Origin of the sequence: Streptomyces sp. NPDC058459, assembly GCF_042721685.1 — a bacterium.
Taxonomy (GTDB): domain Bacteria; phylum Actinomycetota; class Actinomycetes; order Streptomycetales; family Streptomycetaceae; genus Streptomyces.
The window spans coordinates 1-20730 of record NZ_JBHXLV010000116.1 but is presented as its reverse complement, the minus strand read 5'-3'; the positions used below and the strand labels follow the sequence as shown (position 1 = coordinate 20730).

Here is a 20730-nt window from a genome sequence, read left to right as displayed (position 1 = left end):
GTGCTCTCGGCGTGCGCCCGGATCTCCCTCGTACTGGACGTACTCGGGTGATTCGGGCGTGCGGCGAGAGTGCGTGCCGGGCGTCGCGGGCCCGCGAAGATCCGCCGGACAGGCCCTAATTCCCTCGCGCGTCCGGTGAGCGGCACAGTACGGCGAGGTCGGCGGGGCGGACCCGGACGGTGACGGGCAGCGTGGCCTCCACCTCGCCGTCGGCGCCGTAGGGCACGGGGCGGTCGGCCTCGATGCGCAGTTCGCTGCCGCGCAGGACCCGTACCTCGGGGCGGTGGACGTGGGCGCCGGTCTTCAGCTCTTCCATGAGGGTGAAGAAGAGGCGGCGCGGGGCCTCGCGTATCAGCACGATGTCGAGGAGCCCGTCGTCGAGTCGGGCGGCGGGGGCGATGGCGCGGCCGAAGCCGTAGTAGGGCGAGTTGGCGGCGACGACGGTGTAGCCGCGGTGCCGGTGCTCCTCGCCGTCGACGGTGATCCGGTACTCGGCGGTGCGCCAGGCGGCCACGGCGCGCAGGCCGCCCGCGTAGTAGGAGGCGGCGCCGCGCAGCAGTCGGGAGTGGTTGGCGTACCGGTTGGCGAGGGCGTCGACGCCGGCGTAGACGCTACCGAGGACGACGGTGCGCGGGTGGACGGCGGACTCGGCCTCGATGGTGTCGACGTGCCGGGGCTCGGCGTGCAGCAGGATCTCGGCGAGGGCTGCGGGATCGGCGGGCAGGCCGAGGGCGCGGGCGAAGTCGTTGCCCCGTCCGGCGGGTACGAGGCCGAGTACGGCGCCGGTGCCGCTGAGCGCTCCCCCGATGCCGCCCGCCATGCCGTCACCGCCGACCGCGAGCACGACCCGGCCGCTCTCCCCGGCGCGCAGGGCGGTCTCGCGGGCGTGGGCGAGGCTGTGGCTGTACTCGGTCTCCAGGGTGGCGCCGGCCTCCCGGAGGTGCCGGGCCACCTTCAGGAGCGTGGCGGCCCCGGTGGCGGCGCCGGCGGCCGGGTTGACCACGGCGGTGAACTCTCGCATCGGTGTGCCTCCGGGCGCGGTCAGTCGGTGGGGAGCAGGACGCCGGGGCTGAGCAGCCCGGCGGGGTCGAGGCGGGCCTTGACGGCGCGCAGCGCGTCGACGGCGAGGTGGCCTGCCTCGCGTACGTACCAGTCGCGGTGGTCGGTGCCGACGCCGTGGTGGTGGGAGATGGTGCCGCCCGCCGCGAGCACGGCCTCGTTGGCCGCGCGCTTGGCCGGGGTCCAGTGCGTCACGGGGTCTTCGCCCTGGGCGCTGACGACGGTGAAGTAGAGGGAGGCGCCGTTCTCGTACACATGGGAGATGTGGCACATGACCAGGGGCGGGGTGCCGGCGCGGGTGAGGGTGTCGGTGAGGGCGGTGCGTACGGCGGTGTACAGCTCGGGTATCCGGGACCAGAACGCTGCGGTCTCCAGGGTCTCGGCGAAGGCGCCGGCGTCGAGGAGGGCGTCGCGCAGGTAGGGGGCCGAGTAGCGGCCGTGGGCCCAGCGTTCGCCGGGTTCCGTGCCGGCCAGGGTGCCGCCGCACTCCCGCAGGACGGCGGCCGCTTCTTCCCGGCGCCGGGCGGTGTCGGCGGCGGTGCCCTCGTAGCCGGTGACGGCGAGGCAGCCGGTGCCGCCGTCGGCGAGGGCGGCGCCGACGGCGTCGGGCTGGGCGAGGCCGGCCAGGGTCTCGGTCTCGTCGGAGAGCCGGAGCACGGTGGGCCGGGGCCCGTCCTGGGCGAGTCTGCGCAGTGCGGCGGTGCCCTCGGCGAAGGAGGCGAACCTCCAGCCCTCGTAGAGACGTCGCTCCGGCTGGGGCCGGACGCGGACGGTGACGGAGGTGATGACGCCGAACGCGCCCTCGGAGCCCAGGATCAGCTGGCGCAGGTCGGGTCCGGCGGCGGAGCGCGGGGCGCGGCCTGTCTCGACGGTGCCCTCGGGGGTGGCGAGGGTGAGGCCGAGGACCATGTCGTCGAAGCGGCCGTACCCGGCGGACGCCTGGCCGCTGGAGCGGGCGGCGGCGAAGCCCCCGACGGTGGCCCACTCGAAGGACTGCGGGAAGTGGCCGAGCGTGAACCCGTGGGCGGCGAGCAGGGCTTCGGCCTGCGGGCCGCGCAGACCGGGCTGGAGGACGGCGGTGCGGGAGACCGGGTCGAGGTCGAGCAGGGCGTCCATCCGCCGCAGGTCGAGCGCGATGAACTCCCCTGTCCGGGGCGCGAGTCCGCCGACGACGCTGGTCCCGCCGCCGTACGGGACCACGGCCACCGTGTGCGCGGCGCAGGCCCGCAGCACGGCGAGCACCTCCGCGTGGGAGGCGGGCAGGACGACGGCCTGCGGTACGTCGGTGACGTCGCCGGCCCGGATGCGCAGCAGGTCGGGCGTGGACTTGCCCCGGGTGTGCCGGACGCGGCTCTGGGTGTCGGTGCGGACGTGGTCGGCCGAGCCCACCGCGTCGGCGAGGTCCTTGAGGGCGGCCGGGGCGAGCGTGGGCTCGGGCGGCTCAACCTCGTGCAGAGCGAGGGGATTCGAGCGACTCGGGCGGACGCCGAGCAGGTCGTGCAGGAGTCCGGCCACCGCGTCGGGCAGGGGGGCCGCCTTCGCCGGGTCGCCCCAGCCGTTCCACAGCATGTCCATCGAACGGTCGTCCTCACCAGGTCGGTTCGGTGTGTGCGGCGCCATCTCCCCCCGGCCGCCGGGGCGTTACACTGTTACACATGACGTCCATCCGTCACAACCGTTCGGACGCCGACACCGTGCTCGACGCGGTGCGCGACTGCGTCCTGGCCGTAGGTGTCCGCCGCACCACCCTTGCCGATGTGGCCCGCCGCGCCGGGGTCTCCCGGATGACGCTGTACCGGCGCTGGCCCGATCTGCGCACGCTGGTGGGCGACTTGATGACCCGCGAGTGGCTCGCCGTGGCCACCCGCGCGATGCCCTCCGCACCGGAGGGCCCGCACACCCGCGCCCGGATCGTGACCGGGCTGGTCGCGGGTGTCACCGAGTTCCGGGACCACCCCCTGTTCCGCAAGATCCTGGACGTCGACCCCGAGTTGCTGCTCCCCTACGTCCTCGACCGGCGCGGCGCCACACAAGAGGCCCTGCTCGCCCTCCTGACCGACGCCCTGCACGAGGGCCACGCGGACGGCTCGGTACGCGTGACGCACCCCGGACGGCAGGCCCGCGCCCTGCTGTTGCTGGTGCAGTCCTTCGCGCTGTCGCTGCGCACCATGACCGACGAGGACGACCCCGAGCTGGACGCCGCCGCCTTCCTGGGCGAGCTGCGCACCCTCCTGGAAAGGACCCTCACCCCATGAGCATCCGCGACCGCGCCGACCGTACGGCCACGCCGGGTTCGTCGCTCGACGCCGCCCGCCGCGCCCGCGAGCTGGCCTCGGCGGCCGGGGGCGGCACGGCCGACCTGCTGGTGGTCGGGCTGGGCGCGACGGGGGCGGGCGTCGCCCTGGACGCGGCGGCGCGCGGTCTCGACGTCGTCGCCGTCGACGCCCATGACCTGGCCTTCGGCACCTCCCGCTGGAGTTCCAAGCTGATCCACGGGGGCCTGCGCTATCTGGCGGCCGGGCAGTTCGACGTGGCGCACGAGAGCGCGGTGGAGCGGGGCGTGCTGATGACGCGCACGGCACCGCATCTGGTGGCCGCGCAGCCCTTCGTGCTGCCGCTGAGCCCGCTGGTGTCCCGGGCGCAGGCGTCGCTGGCGTGGGCCGGGTTCCGGGCCGGGGACGTGCTGCGGCTGGCCGCCCGCACCACGCGGCAGGTGCTGCCGGTGCCGCGCCGGCTGACGGCGGCCGAGGCCCGGCAGCTGGCGCCCTCGGTGCGCGCGTCCGGCCTGCGCGGCGGCCTGCTGTCCTGGGACGGCAAGGTGACCGACGACGCCCGCCTGGTCACCGCCCTGGCCCGCACCGCCGCCGCGCACGGCGCACGGGTCCTCACCCGCGTCCGCGCCCTGGAACTCGGCCCCGCCGGCGCCCGCTTCCGGGACGAACTCACCGGCGAGGAAGGCGAGATCAGGGCGCGAGCCGTCGTCAACGCGACCGGCGTGTGGGCCGGTGGCCTGGTCGACGGCCTCCGCGTACGCCCCTCACGCGGCACCCATCTCGTGCTGCGCTCCGAGCGCCTCGGCGCGCTCCCGGCGGGCCTGCACATACCGGTGCCCGGCGAGACCAACCGCTTCGTGCTGGTGCTCCCGCAGGGCGACGGCCGTACCTATGTGGGCCTCACGGACGAGCCGGTCGAGGGCCCGATCCCGGATGTGCCCGAGGTACCGGAGACGGACATCGGCTTCCTGCTGGACGTACTGGGCTCGGTCTTGGCCGCGCCGGTGCGGCGGGACGAGGTGGACGGCGCGTTCGCCGGGCTGCGCCCGCTGCTGGACACCTCGGTGCCGGGCGCCCCGGGCTCGGTGCGCACCGCGGACATCTCACGCCGGCACGCGGTGCTGACCTCGGCGGACGGGGTGGTCACCGTGGTGGGCGGCAAGCTGACGACGTACCGGCGGATGGCCCAGGACGCGGTGGACGCGTGCGGTCTCACCTCGGCCTCCTCCCCCACCGCCGGGCTTCCCCTGGTCGGCGCCGCCGCCCCGGAGCGCCTGCGCGACCTCCCCGCGCCCGCCCGCCTGGTCCGCCGCTACGGCACCGAGGCACCGGCCGTCCTCGCCCTGGCCGAGCGGGACCCGGCGCTCGCCGAGCCGGTGCTCCCCGGCCACCCGGTGACCCGCGCGGAACTCCTCTGGGCCGCCCGCCACGAGGGCGCCCTGGACCCGTCCGACCTCCTGGACCGCCGCACCCGCATCGGCCTCGTCCCCGAGGACCGCGCCGAGGCACTGGTCGTCGCCGCCGAGATCCTGGCGCGGGCCACCCCGTCGGGCGTCTGACCTGTTTCGCCGCTTCGCGCCAGGGGCATCCGTCGCACGTGACGCCTCCCGGCCCCGACGCCCCGCCCCCACCCGCACGCGACTGCGTCGACCTGCGCTTCGACGGCTGGATCACGGGCATCGGAACGACGTCCGGCAGCCGCCTGGTCCTGGGCCACTGGCCGCGCACCCCCTTCGGCCCCTTCAGCGACGTGATGGTGGAACGCGCCGACGGCCACCGCACCTTGCTGGCGCCGACCCGGCAGGTGGCGGACTTCATCGCGGGGACGTACGCGTTCGACGAGGTGCGGGTCGTGCCCGTGGGGGTGCGGATCGCCGGGGACCGCTGGACGGTGACGTCCGTACCGCTGCTCGACCTGAGCTTCACGGTCGGCCGCCGGGGCGCGCTGGGTACCCTGCTCCACCTCGCGGGCCCGGTCATCTCCCGGCCCACCCTCGCCGCCCTGACCGACCCGGTGGCCCGGTTGCTGATGGGCGTCCGCACACGGGGCTCCGCCGGGAACGGCCGGTACGAGTGGTACGGCGCCCGTGACCTGCGCCGGCTCACCGCGGCGACGGCCACCTACGAGGGCCGGGACCTGGGACCCCTCGCCCCGGTCGACCCGCCCGTCCGCTTCGGCTTCGGCTCGACTCCGCGCATGCCGTGCCAGGTCAGGGTGACCACTACGGTGCGCGGGCCGAGGTCGACGCCGCCGGGGTGAGGCGCCACCACTCATGCACGGGTGCGGACCACGGACGGCGACGGGGCTGTTTTCGCGTCCGATCCCACCGGCCACGTGCTCGGCGGGCCGCCGGATGATGCGCTCCCGGACCTGGAGCCGGCCGGCGTGACGCTGGGCGATCCGTCCGGACTCCGGCGGACCCGCCACCCGGCAGGAGGCGGAACCGGCCCCGCGCGTGCGCCGAAGGCGGCAATCAGCGTGGCCTCCTGACCGATGGAAGGTCAGGCGTCATACGTATGAGCTGAATCCGCACGCGGACACCATCGAAAGAGCGCTCCCTCTTTCTTGGTGTGTTCTGGCATGACAGTTGGACCAGACCATTGACATGTACCCGTACGTGCTCTTTGCTGACCGTCAATCAGCACGGAAGCACCGGCCGATCCCGCGTCCCCCACCCGGAGTCGCACGCCCATGGAACAACGGCGCATTCCCCTTGCGAGCCGCCTTCTCCTCCCGCGGCTCCCCGAGCCCACCAGCGTGGACACCGCGGCGCCGGCCGCACGGACCGATCCCGCTCACATCCGCTTCGACAACGTTGTCACGCTTCGAGTCCGATCCAGCTCCCCGGGCCGGGCCCCGGCGCGACGGGCGCCATCCGGGTCCTGCCGCCGGTCGGTGACATCGACGGCGGCGCCGTCTCAGCAGCTCCGCCGCCCACCGTCCTGGTCCGCGGCCGGACGACGTCGCGGTGTCAGTGCTTGTCCCATCCCCCCACCTCGGCACTCCCCGCGCGCCCGGCCGTTCTCGCCCGGACGCGGGAAAAGGCCGTGGTCTGACCTCATCGACAGGTGACAGTTCATGAGACATCTCCTCCGAAGAGCCGCCGCGATACTCGCCGTTTCGGCCGCCGCCCTCGCCGTGCCGTTCACCGCCCAGGCCACCGGCGCGGCCCACCCGGACCCGAGCACGACTGCCGTGAGCACACCGGCGTCGTGCGCCGAACCGCTGTTCCCCGGTGCCCCGGTCTGCTACTCGCTGATCCGTACCGACGTGCACGCCGTGCACGACAACGCGCTGTCCCCGTTCGCGACGCCGTCCGGGTACGGCCCCGCCGACCTGCAGCGCGCGTACAACCTCGCGTCCGCCGCGGCGTCCAGGGGCGGCGGGGCGACGGTCGCCGTCACCGAGCTGGCGGACAACCCGAAGCTGGAGTCGGACCTCGCGACGTACCGGTCGCAGTACGGACTGCCCGCCTGCACGACGGCCAACGGCTGTTTCCGCAAGGTCAACGGCAGCGGCCAGCAGGGCAACTACCCGGCGGGCGACGCGGGCTGGGGTACGGAGGCGTCGCTGGACATCGACATGATCTCGGCGGTCTGCCCGCTGTGCCACATCCTGGTGGTGGAGTCCACGGACCTGGACGCGGCGCAGAACACGGCGGTCTCGCTGGGGGCGCGCTTCATCTCCAACAGCTGGGGCACCGGCGACGGTCCGAACAACGCCGCCACGGACGCCGACTACAACCACCCCGGCGTCGTGGACGTCGCCAGCACCGGCGACGGCGGCTACGGCGTGAGCTTCCCCGCGACGTCCCGGTACGTGGTCGCCGCCGGCGGCACCACGCTACGGCAGAACTCCGCGACTGCCCGCGGCTGGACGGAGTCGGCGTGGTCAGGCGCCGGCGCGGGCTGCTCGTCATGGGAGACCAAGCCGTCCTGGCAGAAGGACACCGGCTGCGGTGCCCGGCGGACCGTCGCCGACGTGTCGGCCGTGGCCGACCCCGGCACCGGGGTCGCGGTGTACGACACGTACGGGCAGGGCGGCTGGTTCGTGGTGGGCGGCACCAGCGCCTCCTCCCCGATCATCGCCTCGGTCTACGCCCTGGCCGGCGCGCCGTCCGACCCGGCGGCGTCGGTGCTGTACGCCCATTCCGGCTCCCTGAACGACGTCACCTCCGGCTCGGACGGCTCATGCGGCCCGGCCTACCTGTGCAACGGCGTGAGCGGCTTCGACGGCCCGACCGGTCTGGGCACCCCCAACGGCCTGGGCGCCTTCACCGGCTCCGGCTCGTCCGGCGGCACCGGCCCGGTGACGTCGGGCATGGCGGGCAAGTGCCTGGACGACTTCACGGGTTCGAGTGCCAACGGCACCAAGGTGGACCTGTGGGACTGCAACGGCACCCCGGCTCAGCAGTGGACGAGTAGCGGCAGCGCGCTGACGATCAACGGCAAGTGCCTGGACGTCACCGGTGCCGGCACCGCCAACGGCTCCCCGGTCGAGCTGTGGGACTGCAACGGCGGCGGCAACCAGGTCTGGCAGGCGGGGGCGAACAACACTCTGGTCAACCCCGCTTCCGGCCGGTGCCTCGACGACCCGGGCTTCTCCACCACCAACGGTACCCAGCTCGACATCTGGGACTGCGACGGCGGCGTCAACCAGCAATGGCACCTGCCGTAGATCCTCCTGTCCGACTCCCGTGGAGCGGAACGTTCACCGCTCCACGGGTCCCACCGGTCCGGCCCGCACCTGACTTCGAGTTCCAGGAGAGCAGTTCTGTGTCCATTCGTTCGAAAGCCGTGGCAATGGTGTCCGCGCTCGGTGTCGTCGGCGCGATCGGGGTGACGGGTCTGATGACCGCCACTCCGGCGTCGGCGTCGTCGCCCAACCCGTGGCCGGCCCGCGTGTTCGCACCCTTCGCCGACACATGGTCGGGAAACATCACACTCAGTGGCGTGGCGAGCAGTTACGGCACGAAGTTCTTCACGATCGCGTTCGCCGACGGTGCGAACTGCCGGTGGTCGATCGGCCAGCAGGCCGGTCTTCAGTCGCAGATCGACAGCCTGCGCGGCCAGGGCGGGGACGTCTCGCTGTCCTTCGGCGGCTACGGCTCCGACAGCGCGCTGACCGAACTGGGCGACTCCTGCTCGTCCCCGCAGGCGGCAGCGGCGCAGATCGAGTCGGCGATCACCACGTTCAACCTGTCGCATGTCGACTTCGACATCGAGGCCAACTCCCTGACCAACCAGGCCGGCATCGACCGCCGCAACAAGGCGCTGGCCCAGGTCCGTTCCTGGGCCGCGGGGGCGGGCCGGCAACTCGTGGTCTCCTACACCGTCCCCGCCACCCCCGGCGGCCTCGGCGGCGACGAGCTGAACCTGCTGAACAACGCCCGGTCCAACGGCTTCACCCCGGACATCGTCAATCTCATGACGATGGACTACGCCACGCCCGGCACCCAGATGGGCGACGCGTCCAACCGGGCGGTGGACGCCGCCGCCTCGCAGGTCGCGCAGATCTACGGGATCTCCACCGCGGCGGCCTACGCGAGGCTCGGCAACACCCCCATGATCGGCCAGAACGACAGCGCAGGCGAGGTGTTCACCCTCGCCGACGCCGCGAAGGTGGAGTCCTACGACGCGTCCAAGGGGATCGCCCTGCTGTCCTACTGGTCGCAGAACCGCGACAACGGCGGCTGCGCCGGCTCCACCACGGCATCGGGCACCTGCAGCGGGGTGAGCCAGAACACCGGGGACTTCGCCCGCGCCTTCCAGCCCTTCACCTCCGGCTCGGCCGGCGGCGCCGGCCCGGTGAGGTCGGGCATGGCGGGCAAGTGCCTGGACGACTTCGGGGGTTCGAGTGCCAACGGCACGAAGGTGGACCTGTGGGACTGCAACGGCACCCCGGCTCAGCAGTGGACGAGTAACGGCACCGCGCTGACGATCAACGGCAAGTGCCTGGACGTCACCGGTGCGGGCACCGCCAACGGCTCGCTGGTGGAGCTGTGGGACTGCAACGGCGGCGGCAACCAGGTCTGGCAGCCGTACAACGGCGGCTACCGCAACCCCGTCTCCGGCCGCTGCCTGGACGATCCCGGCTTCTCCACCACCAACGGCACGCAGCTCGACATCTGGGACTGCGACGGCGGCGTCAACCAGCACTGGACCCGCTGACGACCCGACGTAGCGGCGCGCCGCCTCCCCCACGGGACGGGACATGAGCCATGAGACAACGTGGCAGCCTGATCTCGCCCGGGGTGGCGGCCGCGCTCCGGACCACCGCGCGGTACCCGCGGCGCGTCGCGGCCCCCGCGTCTCTGGACAACGCCTACCAGGCGTGGAGTGCGACGGCGACCAGCGGCGGCCGCCCCATCACGGCGGCTGCCGCGACCCCGCTTCGGCCTCCGCCACCGCCGGCACCCGGGTCCGGCTCCGCGACCGCTACGGCGCCCCCGCCCGGGTCTGGTCCCTCTCCGGCGCCTGAACAGCACGCACCCGGGCGCCTCCTCCCCTATATCGGTCATTACAGGAAGGCCGGCCATGCACCTCCCTCGTCTTCGCAGACCCCCACGGATGCCGGCTGTCACCGCCGTCCTCGGTCTGATGTCCGCACTGCTCATGTCCGGTGCCCTCCCGGCGACGGCGGCCCACGCCGCGCCTGCCGCCGTCATCGACGGCAACGCCCGTTTCGAAGTGATCAGTCCGACCCTGGTCCGGCTGGAGTACGCCGGGGACGGCGCGTTCCAGGACGGCACCACCTTCAACGCGGTCAACCGTGACTCCACCCCCGCCTACACGACGGCCGTGACGTCCGACGGCTACCGCGAGATCAGGACCAGTGGCCTGACTCTGCGCTACAAGCAGGGCAGCGGCCCCTTCACCGAGACCAATCTGTCCGTGTCGCTGACCGGCACCGGGGTGAACGCCAGACCGAGGTTCCCCTCGTACTGCGCGGTCGGCACCGCCTGCGAGGCGGAGAACGACCTGCTCAACGGCCGGGCCGCGGTCGCTTACGACCACGGCGGGCACACCGGGTCCGGGTTCGTCGCGGGCTTCGAGCAGAACGGCGCCGGTGTCACCCAGGACGTATCAGCCATCCCCTCCAGCGGCACCTACCGCCTCCAGGTGCGCTACTCCAACGGCACCGGCGGCACGGGCACCCTGTCCACCACCGTCAACGGCGCGGCCGGGCCCGCGCTGAGCTTCCCGGCGACCTCCTCGTGGGACACCTGGTCCACCGTGTCCACCACGGTGGCCCTCACCGCCGGCACCGACGCGCTGTCCCTCGTGCAGAAGGCCACCGACACGGGCCGTGTCAACATCGACTCCCTCGCCGTCACCCCGGTCTCCACCACCGACTACCCGGCGGCGTCCACCGCGCTGACCACGACCGGCTACGGTGCCGGACCGACCAGCGTCCTGGGCGGCTGGTACCGCTCCCTGGACAATCCGGCGTCGCTGCCGGTGGCCGAGCACCCCGGGATACTGGACCGTGACGGCTGGTATCTGCTGGACGACACCCGCACCGCGCTGCTCGGGGCCGACCACACCGTCACCGACCGCCCCTCGCACGGCAGCCGGCCCTACCAGGACGGCTACTTCTTCGGTTACGGCCAGGACTACAAACAAGGTCTGACCGATCTCAACACACTGACCGGCGGGACGAACCTGCTGCCGCAGTCGGCCTACGGCGTCTGGTACTCGCGCTACTACGCCTACTCGGCCGCGGACTACGAGAACACGCTTCTGCCGAAGTTCCGCAGCACCAACACCCCGATCGACTGGCTGGTGGTGGACACCGACTGGAAGTCCCCGAACAACTGGAACGGCTGGAACTGGAACACCGGCCCGTTCCCGGACCCCCAGGGTTTCCTGAACTGGACCAAGCAGCAGGGCCTGTCGGTGGCGATGAACATCCACCCGACGATCGAGAGGAGCGACCCGAAGTTCGCGGCCACCGACAGCGCCGCCGGCGGCCTGGCCCTGGACGGCGGGACCACGTACAAGTTCGACTGGTCGAACCCGAAGCAGATGGCGGCCTATCTCGCCCTGCACCAGCCGTTCGAGCGGCAGGGCACCCGCGCGTGGTGGCTGGACGCCTGCTGCGACTCCTCCACCGCCTCCGACCCGCACATCGCGGCCGACAACCTGATCAACCAGGCGTATGCCGACAACTCCACGGCGAAGGGTCTGCGCGGCTTCTCCTTCGCCCGGATCGGCGCCTCCACTCCCAACGGATTCGCCGGCAACTACCCCATCGGCCCGTGGTCGGAGCGGCGCAACACCCTGCAGTTCACCGGGGACACCCCCGCCACCTGGGACATGCTCGCCTACGAGACCCGCTTCACCGCCGACGAGGCCGCCGCCGGCCTGTCCAACGTCAGCCATGACATCGGCAGCTACCACGGCGGTCACCTCGCCGACGACCTGTACGCCCGCTGGGTGCAGTTCGGGGTGTTCCAGCCTATCGACCGGCTGCACTCCGACCACGGCGACCGCCTGCCGTGGGACTACACCGGTGCCGCCGCGGCAAGCGCCGAGTCCTCGCTGCGGCTGCGGGAGGCGCTGGTCCCGTACACCTACACCCTCGCCCAGCAGGCGCACACCACCGGTGTGCCGATCGTGCGGCCGATGTACCTGGACTACCCCGCGCAGGAGGCCGCGTACACCGCGCGCGGCGAGTACCTGTACGGGCCGAACGTCCTGGTCGCACCGATCACCTCGCCCAACGACGCGGGCGGCAACGGGTCGGCCTCGGTGTGGGTGCCGCCGGGGAGCTGGACCGACTACTTCACCGGCCGCACCTACACCGGCCCCGCCACCGTGACCATCACCGCCCCGCTCTCACGGATGCCGGTACTGATCAAGGCCGGCGGCATCCTGCCCACCCGCACCGACTACGTCGACAACCAGGCACAGAGCCCGCTCACCAGACTCACCGTCAACGTCGCCGCGGGCGCCGACGGCACCTTCTCGCTCTACTCGGACGCAGGCGAGGGCAACGGCTACAAGACCGGACAGTCCACCTCCGCGCCCCTGTCGTGGAACGAAGGCTCCCGCACTCTGACCATCGGCGCCCAGAGCGGTGGCTACACCGACGCCCCGACCTCCCGCGCCTACACGCTGCGGTTGTCCAACTCCCAGGCGCCGACCGCTGTGTCCGTCGACGGCACCCAGGTACCCGAGACCGACTGGTCCTGGAACCCCAACCGCCGCACCGTCACCGTCAGCACCACCGCGCTGCCGCTCGACACGCGGCACACCGTCGCGCTCACGGGCAGCGCCACCACCAACCCCGCCTCCGGCGAGGTCATCGGGGCCGGCGAGCGTTGCCTGGACGTCAAGGGCGGCGCCACCGCCGACGGCACCGCACTCCAGTTGTGGGGCTGCAACCACAGCGCCGCGCAGACCTTCGCCCACGCCACCGACGACACCTTGCGCGTCCTGGGCAAGTGCGTCACAGTCACCGGCGGTGCCACCGGGAACAGCGCGCCGGTCAGCCTGGCCGGCTGCACAGGAGCCGGCTCCCAGACCTGGACCCGCCAGACCGACGGTGCCCTGGTCAACACCGCCTCGGGACGCTGCCTCGACGTGCCGGGCGGCAACACCGAGCCCGGCGCCGCAGGACTCCAGATCCACGACTGCGACTCCTCAGCGGGGCAGCGATGGAAGCTGCCGCCCGGAGCGCTGACCGGACCCGGAGGGCTGTGCGCCGACATCACCGGCGCCGATCCCGGCAGTCCCACGCCCGTCCAGCTCTCCGGCTGCAACGCGACCGACGCACAGCGCTTCTCCGCCCCCGGTGACCAGACCCTTCACGTGCTAGGCAAGTGCCTGGACGTGAAGGCCGGTGCCACCGCCAACGGCACCCCCGCCCAGCTGTGGGACTGCAACGGCACCGGCGCCCAGACCTGGACGACCCGCTCCGACGGCACTCTCCTCAACCCCCGGTCCGGGCGCTGCCTGGACGACAACGGCAACAACCAGCAAGCCGGCGACCTGCTCCAGATCTGGGACTGCAACAGCACCACCGCACAGCGCTTCACCCTCAGCTGACAGTCTCCTGCCGAGCCGGGCGGGCGCCCGAGTCCAGCGCCCGCCCGCCTCGGAGTGTGGGCCCTTCGGGGTCGCTGACGAAGCGGCACTTTGCGCCATGAGCCGTGTACGAGTAACTGCCGGTGTGCCCACTGCGGCTGATGAGCCGGTGCGAACGGACCAGGCCGAGGACATCTCCGGGGCTCATCAGGTCCGGGCGGTCGAGCGCGAGCTACGGAGCCCTCGGCGGACGCATCCGTACCCGCGCCCCCACCCCCACCACCAGCACGATCGCGCAGACCGTGAAGACCAGCCCGGCCCCGCGCACGCCGAGGCCCAGCGTCAGGGCGCCCACCCCCAGCACGGGGAGGGAGATGCCGAGGTAGGCGACGACGAAGAAGGCCGAGATGGTGGCGCCCCGGTGCTCCTCGGGCGCGGCCCGGCCCACCGCCGTGAGCCCCGCCCGGAACGCCATGCCCTGGCCCACCCCGCCGGTGACCGCGCCGACGAGCAGCAGCGGCAGGGACTCCACCAGCAGCGAGGTGCCGACGAGGACGAGTCCGGTGGCAAGTACGGCGCACCCCCAGGGGAGGGCGGCGCGGACGCCGATGCGGCCCATGAGGAGCTGGCCGCCGGTGGAGGCGCAGAACACGCTGAACACCACGGCGCCGGTCACCGCGAGGTTGTGCTCGCCGAGGGTCTCGGTGAGGAAGGCGGGCGCGACGGCGGTGAACAGGCCGAGCAGGGAGAACCCGGCGAAGGCGGCCAGCGCGCAGGGTCCGAACACCCCGCGCACCTCGGGCGGCACCCGCATCCCCTGCGGCCTCAGCGGCGGCCGGGGTCCGTCGTGGTGGACGGTCTCGGTGAGCAGGAGGGTGACGACCAGGGCGACGGCGAGCAGTACGAGGTGGACGAGGAAGGGCAGCACGAGCGGCCGGGGCGCATACTCGGCGAGGAATCCGGAGACGAGCGGCCCGAGCCCGAGCCCGCCCATGTTGGCGGCGGTGGCCGCCAGCGCGGCCCGCCCACGGCGCTCGGGCGGCGCCAGGTCGAGCACGGCGGCCGTTCCGGTGCCGCTCAACAGCCCCGCCGAGAAACCGGACAGCACCCGGCCGAGGTACAGCAGCGGCAGCCCGCCCGCCAGCAGGAAGCACACCGCGCTGAGCGCCGACAGCACCAGCGCGGTGACCAGCACCGGGCGTCGTCCCAGCACGTCGGAGGCGCCCCCGGCGAGCAGGAGGGCGACGATGACGCCGACCGCGTAGACAGCGAACACCACGGTCACGATCAGCTCGGAGAACCCGATCCGCTCCCGGTAGAGCCCGTACAGCGGGGTCGGCAGCGTGGTGCCCAGCATGCCGATGGCGAAGACGCCCGCCGCGGCCTTGTAGCCGGGGCGAGGGCGCCGTCGGGAGGGGGCGGCGTCGGAGTCGGTCACAGCTCACCTTGGCATGTGACCGCCGGTCGGGCGTGACGCGGACACGCCGGGGCATCGGGAGTGTCATGGAATCAAGCGTTCTGGGACAGCGCGGTCAGGGGCAGGCCCGGCGAGTGGCCGACAGCCCGGCGATGACCGCGGCGGCGAAGGCGGGCTTCGTCGCCCGTGGACTGATCTACCTGCTGGTGGGCGTGATAGCCCTTCAGATAGCCCTTGGCGGTGGCGGCGGCAAGAAGCAGGCCGACCGCGGCGGTGCCCTCGCCGAGCTGGCGGAGAAGCCGTTCGGCGCCGTCATGCTGTGGATCGTCGGCATCGCGCTGGCCGGCATGGCGCTGTGGCGGCTGTCGGAGGCGGTGTTCGGCGCTGCCGGGGAGGACGGCGGCAAGGCGTCCAAGCGGGTCATGTCCGCCGCGCGCGCCGTGTTCTACGCCTTCGTCTGCTACTCGGTGCTGTCCTACGCGGCCGGGGAGAAGGGCAGCGGCGGCGGCGCCTCGGACAAGCGGAGCGACGACGTGACGGCGATGGCCCTGAAGTGGCCCGGCGGTCAGTGGATCGTCGGGGCCGCCGGGCTCGTGGTGGTCGGCGTGGGCGTGTACATCGCGGTACGGGCCATCATGCGCAAGTTCCGCAAGCACCTGCGTACCGGCGAGATGTCGCCCAAGGTGCGGCGGATCGTCGACGTCCTGGGCGTGAGCGGTGGCACGGCACGCGGGATCGTCTTCGGCGTGGCGGGCGTGTTCGCAGTGATCGCGGCCGTCCAGCACGAGCCGGGCAAGGCCAAGGGGATGGACGACACCCTGCGGTCGTTCCGTGACCTGCCCGCCGGACCCTGGCTGCTGGCACTGATCGCGCTGGGCCTGGTCGCGTTCGGCGTCTTCTCCTGGTGCAACGCCCGCTGGCGCGAGGTCTGACCCGCACCCCGGCCACGATCGCGGCGCCCCACCTTCGGTCCAGGTGAGGGCGCCGCCGTCCATCCGGAGCGCGTACGGTTCCGTGACATCCCTCACACGCTTCTATGGCCTGCGGTGTCCCCTTAGTAGGTGACGGCCCGTGACGACAAGTGCGCTTTGTCCGTCTTGGCATGGATTTGGATCATGCTGTCCCTCTGCGTGGCCGGTGCGCTCGTCACAGGTGCTCGCTTTCGCGAATCGTGAAGGGTTCTGACACCCCGCCAGCAGTGCGCCAAAGCCGCCGGTACCCGGGCGGCACGCCTCCGTGACCTTGGCAAGGGACTCCCAGACCTACGAAGCGTATTAGTACGACAGCCTCTTTGCACGCCTTGTGTGGCCGTCCTAAGAATGACGACTCGCAGGGCGTCTTTGCTGTTCGGGAGGCGGGTTCCACCCAGAGGAAGCCGCGCGGCGGCGCCCGGCGCCTACCGAATGAGGTTTCACGCATGGGAAAGCACCGCAAGAACCAGCAGTATCGGCGGGTGCTGATAGCCGCCGTCGCCGTCGCCGGCGTGGGCGTACCGACCGCCGCCGTGGCCTGCGTCGACTGGAAGGGTGACCCCGGGCAGCAGACGGAGGCCACCGCCTGGCGGACGGAGCAGGCCCCTCGTCACGAGTGGCGGAGTGCCCCGAAGCAGGACCGCGCCCCGGGCGCCACCGCCTCGGAGTCACCCGCCGCCGAGCCCGCCTCCGCTTCCCCGAGCGTCCACACCCACCACCGGTCCGCTCCGGCGCCCGCGCCCACCCACCACCGCACCGCCCGGACGAAGGCCGCCAAGCCTGCCGCCAAGCCCACCGCCAGGACCGCCCGCCCGGCCGCCGCGAGGCCCACCTCCGTGAGGCCCACCTCCGTGAGGCCCACCACCGCGAAGCCCGCCGCCGCCCCCGGGCCGGCCACCGCGAGGCCCACCACCGCCCCCGAGCCGGCCGCCACGAAGCCCGTTTCGGCACCCACGAAGCCCGTTTCGGCACCCACCGTGCGCCCGGTCTCCGGCCCGCCCCGCCCCACTCAGACCGCCCCCACCGCCGCGCCGAGCACCCCGAAGCCCGCCGCGACCGCCTCCGGCGACGTCGCCCGCGTGGTGGAACTGGTCAACGCCGAGCGCACCAAGGCCGGCTGCTCCCCCGTCCAGCTCAACTCCACCCTGTCCAAGGCCGCGCAGGACCACAGTGCCGACATGGCCGCGCACAACACCATGTCGCACACCGGCTCCGACGGCTCCGACCCCGGTTCGCGCATCACCGCCGCCGGTTACCGGTGGAGCGCGTACGGCGAGAACGTCGCCTACGGCTACTCGACGCCCGAGCAGGTCATGGCGGGCTGGATGAACAGCACCGGCCACCGGGAGAACATCCTCAACTGCTCCTTCAAGGAGATCGGCGTGGGCCTCGCCCAGCCCGGCAGCTACTGGACCCAGGACTTCGGCACCGCCCGCTAGGGCCCTCGCGGCGTGGCGTGCCGAACGCGCGTCCGCCGCGCGGCCAGGATGAGGGGTCGCGCGGGTCGGCTGGGAGGCGGGTGTCGGGATGACGGTGAACCGTATCGGCTTGGTCGTGCACGCGGGGCGTCCGGCCGCGCTCACCGCGGCGGACGCGGTGCGCGAGTGGTGCGCCGCGCACGACGTGGGCTGCGCCGACATCGACATCTGGCAGGAGGGTGCGCGGCACAGCGCCCGCGAAGAGGTCGACAGCGCGGGCGACCCGGACGTCATCGTCACCCTGGGCGGCGACGGCACCTTCCTGCGCGGCGCCCGGCTGGCCGCGGAGAACGACGCCCTGGTGCTCGGCGTCGACCTCGGACGGGTCGGCTTCCTCACCGAGGTGCCCGCAACAGCCGTACAGGCCGCGCTGGACGCGTTGTACGAGGGCCGGTTCGACGCCGAGAGCCGGATGCTGCTCACCCTGCGGGCCTCGTGCCCGCTGAGCGTACCCGCGCACATGGCGGACCTGGTGCATTACGGGCGCGGTCCCATGCTGCCCCCGCCGCGGGTGCGCCAGGAGTGCGCGACCGGGGACGACTGGGGCGTGGCCCTGAACGTCACCGCGCTGAACGACGTGGTGGTGGAGAAGCTGGCCAGGGACCGGCAGGTGTCGGTGGGTGTGTACATCGCCGGCCAGCTGCTCGCCTCGTACTCCGCCGACGCGCTGCTGGTGGCGACCCCCACGGGATCGACCGCGTACAGCTTCGCCGCAGGGGGTCCGGTGGTCTCGCCGCGTATGGAGGGGCTGCTGTTCACGCCGGTCGCCCCGCACATGGCGTTCAACCGCTCGGTGCTCGCCGCGCCGGACGAGCCGATCGCGTTCCGGGTGCTGGAGCGCTCCGGCCGGGCCGCCGTCAGCATCGACGGCCAGGTGCGGGGCGTGCTCAACCCCGGCGACTGGATCGGCGTGTACGCATCACCCCGGCGGCTGCGGGCGGTGCGGCTGGGACCGATGGACTTCTACGGGCGGCTGCGCGAGCGGATGAATCTCACCGACGCGCCCGCCGCCGTCGCGGACGGGGAGGCCGCCCCGCTGTGGCCGGTGCGCTCGGCACCGCCCCGCGACCTCGCCCATCTGGCGCTGCCCGCCACCCTTGAGGACGGGCCCCCATGCCGCTGAGCTGCGGAAATCCCACCAGCGGTGAATCAGCTCGAAACGGCGTCCAGGTTTCCCGGTCCGAAGTGAGAATGTTTCCCGCATGGGGGCATTAGGAGAGCAGGTACTTCTCACACGGCTGGAGGCACACCATGCTCGCCATCGGCGTCATTCTCCTGATCATCGGCTTCCTCACCGGGATCTCGATCCTGTGGACGATCGGCATCATTCTCGCGGTGGTCGGCGCCATCCTGTGGGTTCTCGGCGCCACCGGTCACGCGGTCGCCGGCCGTCGGCACTACTGGTGACCTCTGGGTGGTGACCTCCCAGCCCCATCGGTCCCCCTGATCGCACTCCGGTGCGGCAGGGGGACCGCTGATGTGGCGGAACCCCGCATGCGGGACGGGTGCGGCTGCGGGAGGCTGGCGGACACTGCTGGAGAAGGGACCCGCCATGACCTTCGACTCCGCGTCCGTCGAGCCCGTACCCTCCTCACCACCCCCGCCGCCCGTGCGGCCCTGGCTGGTGGAGGATCTGCCCGCGCTGGACCCCGATCCGTTCCTGGACTCGCTCCTGCGCGACGAGCCGGTCACCCGCATCCGGCTGCCCTACGGGGAGGGGCACGCATGGCTGGTCACGCGTTACGAGGACGTCCGCTTCGTCACGTCCGACCCCCGCTTCTCCCGCGCGGAGCTGCTGGGACGTTCGGTGACCAGCATGGCACCCCAGACCGTGGCGTCACGGACGGCCGGCCTCCAGTACGTCGACCCGCCCCGGCACACCGTGCTGCGCCGGGTGGTGGCGCGGGCGTTCACCGCGAAGAGCATGGCGCGGCTGCGGCCGCTCGCCGAGCGCACCGCCCACCGGCTGCTGGCGGGCATGCGGAGTGCGGGCGCCCCCGGCGACCTCATGGAGCACCTGTACACCCCGTTCCCGATCTCGGTGGTCTGCGCCTTCCTGGGCGCCGACGAGGACGACTGGCGCGACTGGGCCGGCAAGTCCGAGGCGCTGCTGACGAAGGCGGACGCGAGGGAGCGCAACCAGGCGGCCCGGCAGGACACCCGGAGCCGGGTCGTCGCCCTGCTGGAGCGGCGCCGTACCGAACCCCGCGACGACCTGGCCGGGGTGCTGGCCGCGGCCACCGCGAGCGGTGAGATCACCGACGACGAGGCGATCTCGCTGGCCATGGCCGTGTACGTCAGCGGCGGCCACGCGGTGCGCAACAACAGCGGTTCCATGATGTACGCGCTGCTCACCCATCCGGACCAGTTCGCGCGGCTGCGCCGGGAGCCTGAGCTGCTGCCGAAGGCGGTGGAGGAGCTGTTCCGGTTCGTTCCGCACCGCAACGGTGTGGGCATCCCCCGTATCGCCCTGGCGGACGTGCGGATCGGCGGCCGGCTGATCCGTGAGGGAGACGTGGTCTACAACGCGTATGTGGCCGCCAACCGGGACCCCGCGGTTTTCCCCGCTCCGGACCTGCTGGACTTCGACCGCACCGGCGCGGGGCATGTGGCGTTCGGACACGGCCCGCACTTCTGTCTGGCCGCGCTGATGGCCAGGATGGAGGCCGAGGTGCTGATCGAGGCAGTGATGGACGAGTTCCCCGCGCTCCGGCTCGCCGTACCACCCGAGGAGGTGGAGTTCCAGCGGGACGGCCTGATTCGCGGTCCGAGAACACTGCCGGTGACCTGGTAGCCGGGGCCGGGGTTTGCTGTCGCGCAGGCCCGGCCCCGGTAGGTGGCTCACCACCATTGGGTGACAGGACAGTTCGGTCGGTCAAGGCATGCCGTGCATGTTCGCGTACGCGTATCTCAGTGCGAGTGCGTTAGGTCGGCCCCTCCTCCCCCGGTGGGCCGTGCCCGGCTCGGGCGAACGTGTGGGGCCGACCGACGGTAGGTTGATCTCCATGAGCGACAACGTGTACTTCGACATCACCATCAACGACGAGCCGGCGGGCCGCATCGTGTTCCGCCTCTTCGACGACGTCGTGCCCAAGACCGCGAAGAACTTCCGCGAGCTGGCGACCGGCGAGCACGGCTTCGGCTACGCCGGTTCCCCGTTCCACCGCGTCATCCCGCAGTTCATGCTGCAGGGCGGCGACTTCACCCAGCGCAACGGCACCGGCGGCAAGAGCATCTACGGCGAGAAGTTCGCCGACGAGAACTTCAACCTCAAGCACGACCGCCCGTACCTGCTGAGCATGGCGAACGCGGGCCCGAACACCAACGGCTCGCAGTTCTTCGTGACCACGGTCGTGACGCCCTGGCTGGACGGCAAGCACGTCGTCTTCGGCGAGGTCGTCGAGGGCCAGGACATCGTGGACCGCGTCGAGTCCCTCGGCAGCGGCAGCGGCGCCCCCAAGGGCAAGGTCGAGGTCTCCGCGAGCGGCACCGTCTGATCC

At 72.5% G+C, this 20730-nt stretch carries 16 protein-coding genes; 13 read left to right on the top strand and 3 right to left on the bottom strand.

What is annotated here, in order from left to right; genetic code table 11:
* Positions 1-115: 115 nt before the first annotated feature.
* Together ACFWN1_RS21015 and ACFWN1_RS21010 are read right to left on the bottom strand one after the other, a co-directional pair.
* Positions 116-1021, bottom strand: a complete 906-nt coding sequence (locus ACFWN1_RS21015) for a diacylglycerol kinase family protein (protein ID WP_384364027.1) — start codon at positions 1019-1021, stop codon at positions 116-118.
* A gap of 20 nt (positions 1022-1041) precedes the next feature.
* Positions 1042-2634 (bottom strand): FAD-binding oxidoreductase, encoded by a 1593-nt coding sequence (locus ACFWN1_RS21010; protein WP_384364025.1) that lies wholly within the window; start codon positions 2632-2634, stop codon positions 1042-1044.
* Between the two features lie 80 nt (positions 2635-2714).
* Between ACFWN1_RS21010 and ACFWN1_RS21005 the strand changes: the two genes are divergently transcribed.
* From ACFWN1_RS21005 to ACFWN1_RS20975, 7 genes are all read left to right on the top strand, one after another.
* Complete coding sequence (locus tag ACFWN1_RS21005; RefSeq protein ID WP_384364023.1) at positions 2715-3314, top strand: TetR/AcrR family transcriptional regulator; 600 nt, start codon at positions 2715-2717, stop codon at positions 3312-3314.
* On the top strand, positions 3311-4891 hold the full coding sequence (locus ACFWN1_RS21000) for a glycerol-3-phosphate dehydrogenase/oxidase (RefSeq protein ID WP_384364021.1): 1581 nt from the start codon (positions 3311-3313) through the stop codon (positions 4889-4891). The genes ACFWN1_RS21005 and ACFWN1_RS21000 overlap by 4 nt, the downstream gene beginning before the upstream one ends.
* A 38-nt stretch (positions 4892-4929) precedes the next feature.
* Positions 4930-5592 (top strand): hypothetical protein, encoded by a 663-nt coding sequence (locus tag ACFWN1_RS20995; RefSeq protein WP_384364019.1) that lies wholly within the window; start codon positions 4930-4932, stop codon positions 5590-5592.
* An 819-nt stretch (positions 5593-6411) separates the two neighbouring features.
* Positions 6412-8010 (top strand): ricin-type beta-trefoil lectin domain protein, encoded by a 1599-nt coding sequence (locus ACFWN1_RS20990; protein WP_384364017.1) that lies wholly within the window; start codon positions 6412-6414, stop codon positions 8008-8010.
* A 275-nt stretch (positions 8011-8285) separates the two neighbouring features.
* On the top strand, positions 8286-9503 hold the full coding sequence (locus tag ACFWN1_RS20985; RefSeq protein ID WP_384364015.1) for a ricin-type beta-trefoil lectin domain protein: 1218 nt from the start codon (positions 8286-8288) through the stop codon (positions 9501-9503).
* A 163-nt stretch (positions 9504-9666) separates the two neighbouring features.
* Entirely contained in the window at positions 9667-9813 is a 147-nt protein-coding gene (locus ACFWN1_RS20980; protein ID WP_384364013.1) for a hypothetical protein, read from the top strand.
* An 89-nt stretch (positions 9814-9902) separates the two neighbouring features.
* A complete protein-coding gene (locus ACFWN1_RS20975) occupies positions 9903-13385 on the top strand; it encodes a ricin-type beta-trefoil lectin domain protein (RefSeq protein ID WP_384364011.1) in 3483 nt (1160 codons plus the stop codon).
* Positions 13386-13596: 211 nt separating this feature from the next.
* Here the strand turns inward: ACFWN1_RS20975 and ACFWN1_RS20970 are convergent, their stop codons facing one another.
* Positions 13597-14802: an MFS transporter gene (locus tag ACFWN1_RS20970; protein ID WP_384364009.1), complete on the bottom strand. Its 1206-nt coding sequence runs from the start codon at positions 14800-14802 to the stop codon at positions 13597-13599.
* A gap of 65 nt (positions 14803-14867) precedes the next feature.
* Between ACFWN1_RS20970 and ACFWN1_RS20965 the strand changes: the two genes are divergently transcribed.
* From ACFWN1_RS20965 to ACFWN1_RS20940, 6 genes are all read left to right on the top strand, one after another.
* Entirely contained in the window at positions 14868-15713 is an 846-nt protein-coding gene (locus ACFWN1_RS20965; RefSeq protein WP_384364007.1) for a DUF1206 domain-containing protein, read from the top strand.
* 485 nt (positions 15714-16198) lie between these two features.
* Positions 16199-17191 carry a CAP domain-containing protein gene (locus ACFWN1_RS20960; RefSeq protein ID WP_384364005.1) on the top strand — a complete coding sequence of 331 codons (993 nt, stop codon included), beginning with the start codon at positions 16199-16201 and terminating at the stop codon, positions 17189-17191.
* Positions 17192-17279: 88 nt separating this feature from the next.
* Positions 17280-18353 carry an NAD(+)/NADH kinase gene (locus tag ACFWN1_RS20955; protein ID WP_384364003.1) on the top strand — a complete coding sequence of 358 codons (1074 nt, stop codon included), beginning with the start codon at positions 17280-17282 and terminating at the stop codon, positions 18351-18353.
* A gap of 128 nt (positions 18354-18481) precedes the next feature.
* Positions 18482-18637 carry a DUF6131 family protein gene (locus tag ACFWN1_RS20950; protein WP_361655633.1) on the top strand — a complete coding sequence of 52 codons (156 nt, stop codon included), beginning with the start codon at positions 18482-18484 and terminating at the stop codon, positions 18635-18637.
* Positions 18638-18782: 145 nt separating this feature from the next.
* Positions 18783-20024, top strand: a complete 1242-nt coding sequence (locus ACFWN1_RS20945) for a cytochrome P450 (protein ID WP_384364001.1) — start codon at positions 18783-18785, stop codon at positions 20022-20024.
* A 211-nt stretch (positions 20025-20235) separates the two neighbouring features.
* Positions 20236-20727 (top strand): peptidylprolyl isomerase, encoded by a 492-nt coding sequence (locus tag ACFWN1_RS20940; RefSeq protein WP_384363999.1) that lies wholly within the window; start codon positions 20236-20238, stop codon positions 20725-20727.
* Positions 20728-20730 lie beyond the last annotated feature (3 nt).

Bases quoted from the DNA above. Each gene is read 5' to 3' on its own strand.
- ACFWN1_RS21015 (WP_384364027.1), bottom strand. From the start codon at position 1,021: ATGCGAGAGTTCACCGCCGTGGTCAACCCGGCCGCCGGCGCCGCCACC.
- ACFWN1_RS21010 (WP_384364025.1), bottom strand. From the start codon at position 2,634: ATGGACATGCTGTGGAACGGCTGGGGCGACCCGGCGAAGGCGGCCCCC.
- ACFWN1_RS21005 (WP_384364023.1), top strand. From the start codon at position 2,715: ATGACGTCCATCCGTCACAACCGTTCGGACGCCGACACCGTGCTCGAC.
- ACFWN1_RS21000 (WP_384364021.1), top strand. From the start codon at position 3,311: ATGAGCATCCGCGACCGCGCCGACCGTACGGCCACGCCGGGTTCGTCG.
- ACFWN1_RS20990 (WP_384364017.1), top strand. From the start codon at position 6,412: ATGAGACATCTCCTCCGAAGAGCCGCCGCGATACTCGCCGTTTCGGCC.
- ACFWN1_RS20975 (WP_384364011.1), top strand. From the start codon at position 9,903: ATGCCGGCTGTCACCGCCGTCCTCGGTCTGATGTCCGCACTGCTCATG.
- ACFWN1_RS20965 (WP_384364007.1), top strand. From the start codon at position 14,868: ATGGAATCAAGCGTTCTGGGACAGCGCGGTCAGGGGCAGGCCCGGCGA.
- ACFWN1_RS20960 (WP_384364005.1), top strand. From the start codon at position 16,199: ATGGGAAAGCACCGCAAGAACCAGCAGTATCGGCGGGTGCTGATAGCC.
- ACFWN1_RS20955 (WP_384364003.1), top strand. From the start codon at position 17,280: ATGACGGTGAACCGTATCGGCTTGGTCGTGCACGCGGGGCGTCCGGCC.
- ACFWN1_RS20950 (WP_361655633.1), top strand. From the start codon at position 18,482: ATGCTCGCCATCGGCGTCATTCTCCTGATCATCGGCTTCCTCACCGGG.
- ACFWN1_RS20945 (WP_384364001.1), top strand. From the start codon at position 18,783: ATGACCTTCGACTCCGCGTCCGTCGAGCCCGTACCCTCCTCACCACCC.
- ACFWN1_RS20940 (WP_384363999.1), top strand. From the start codon at position 20,236: ATGAGCGACAACGTGTACTTCGACATCACCATCAACGACGAGCCGGCG.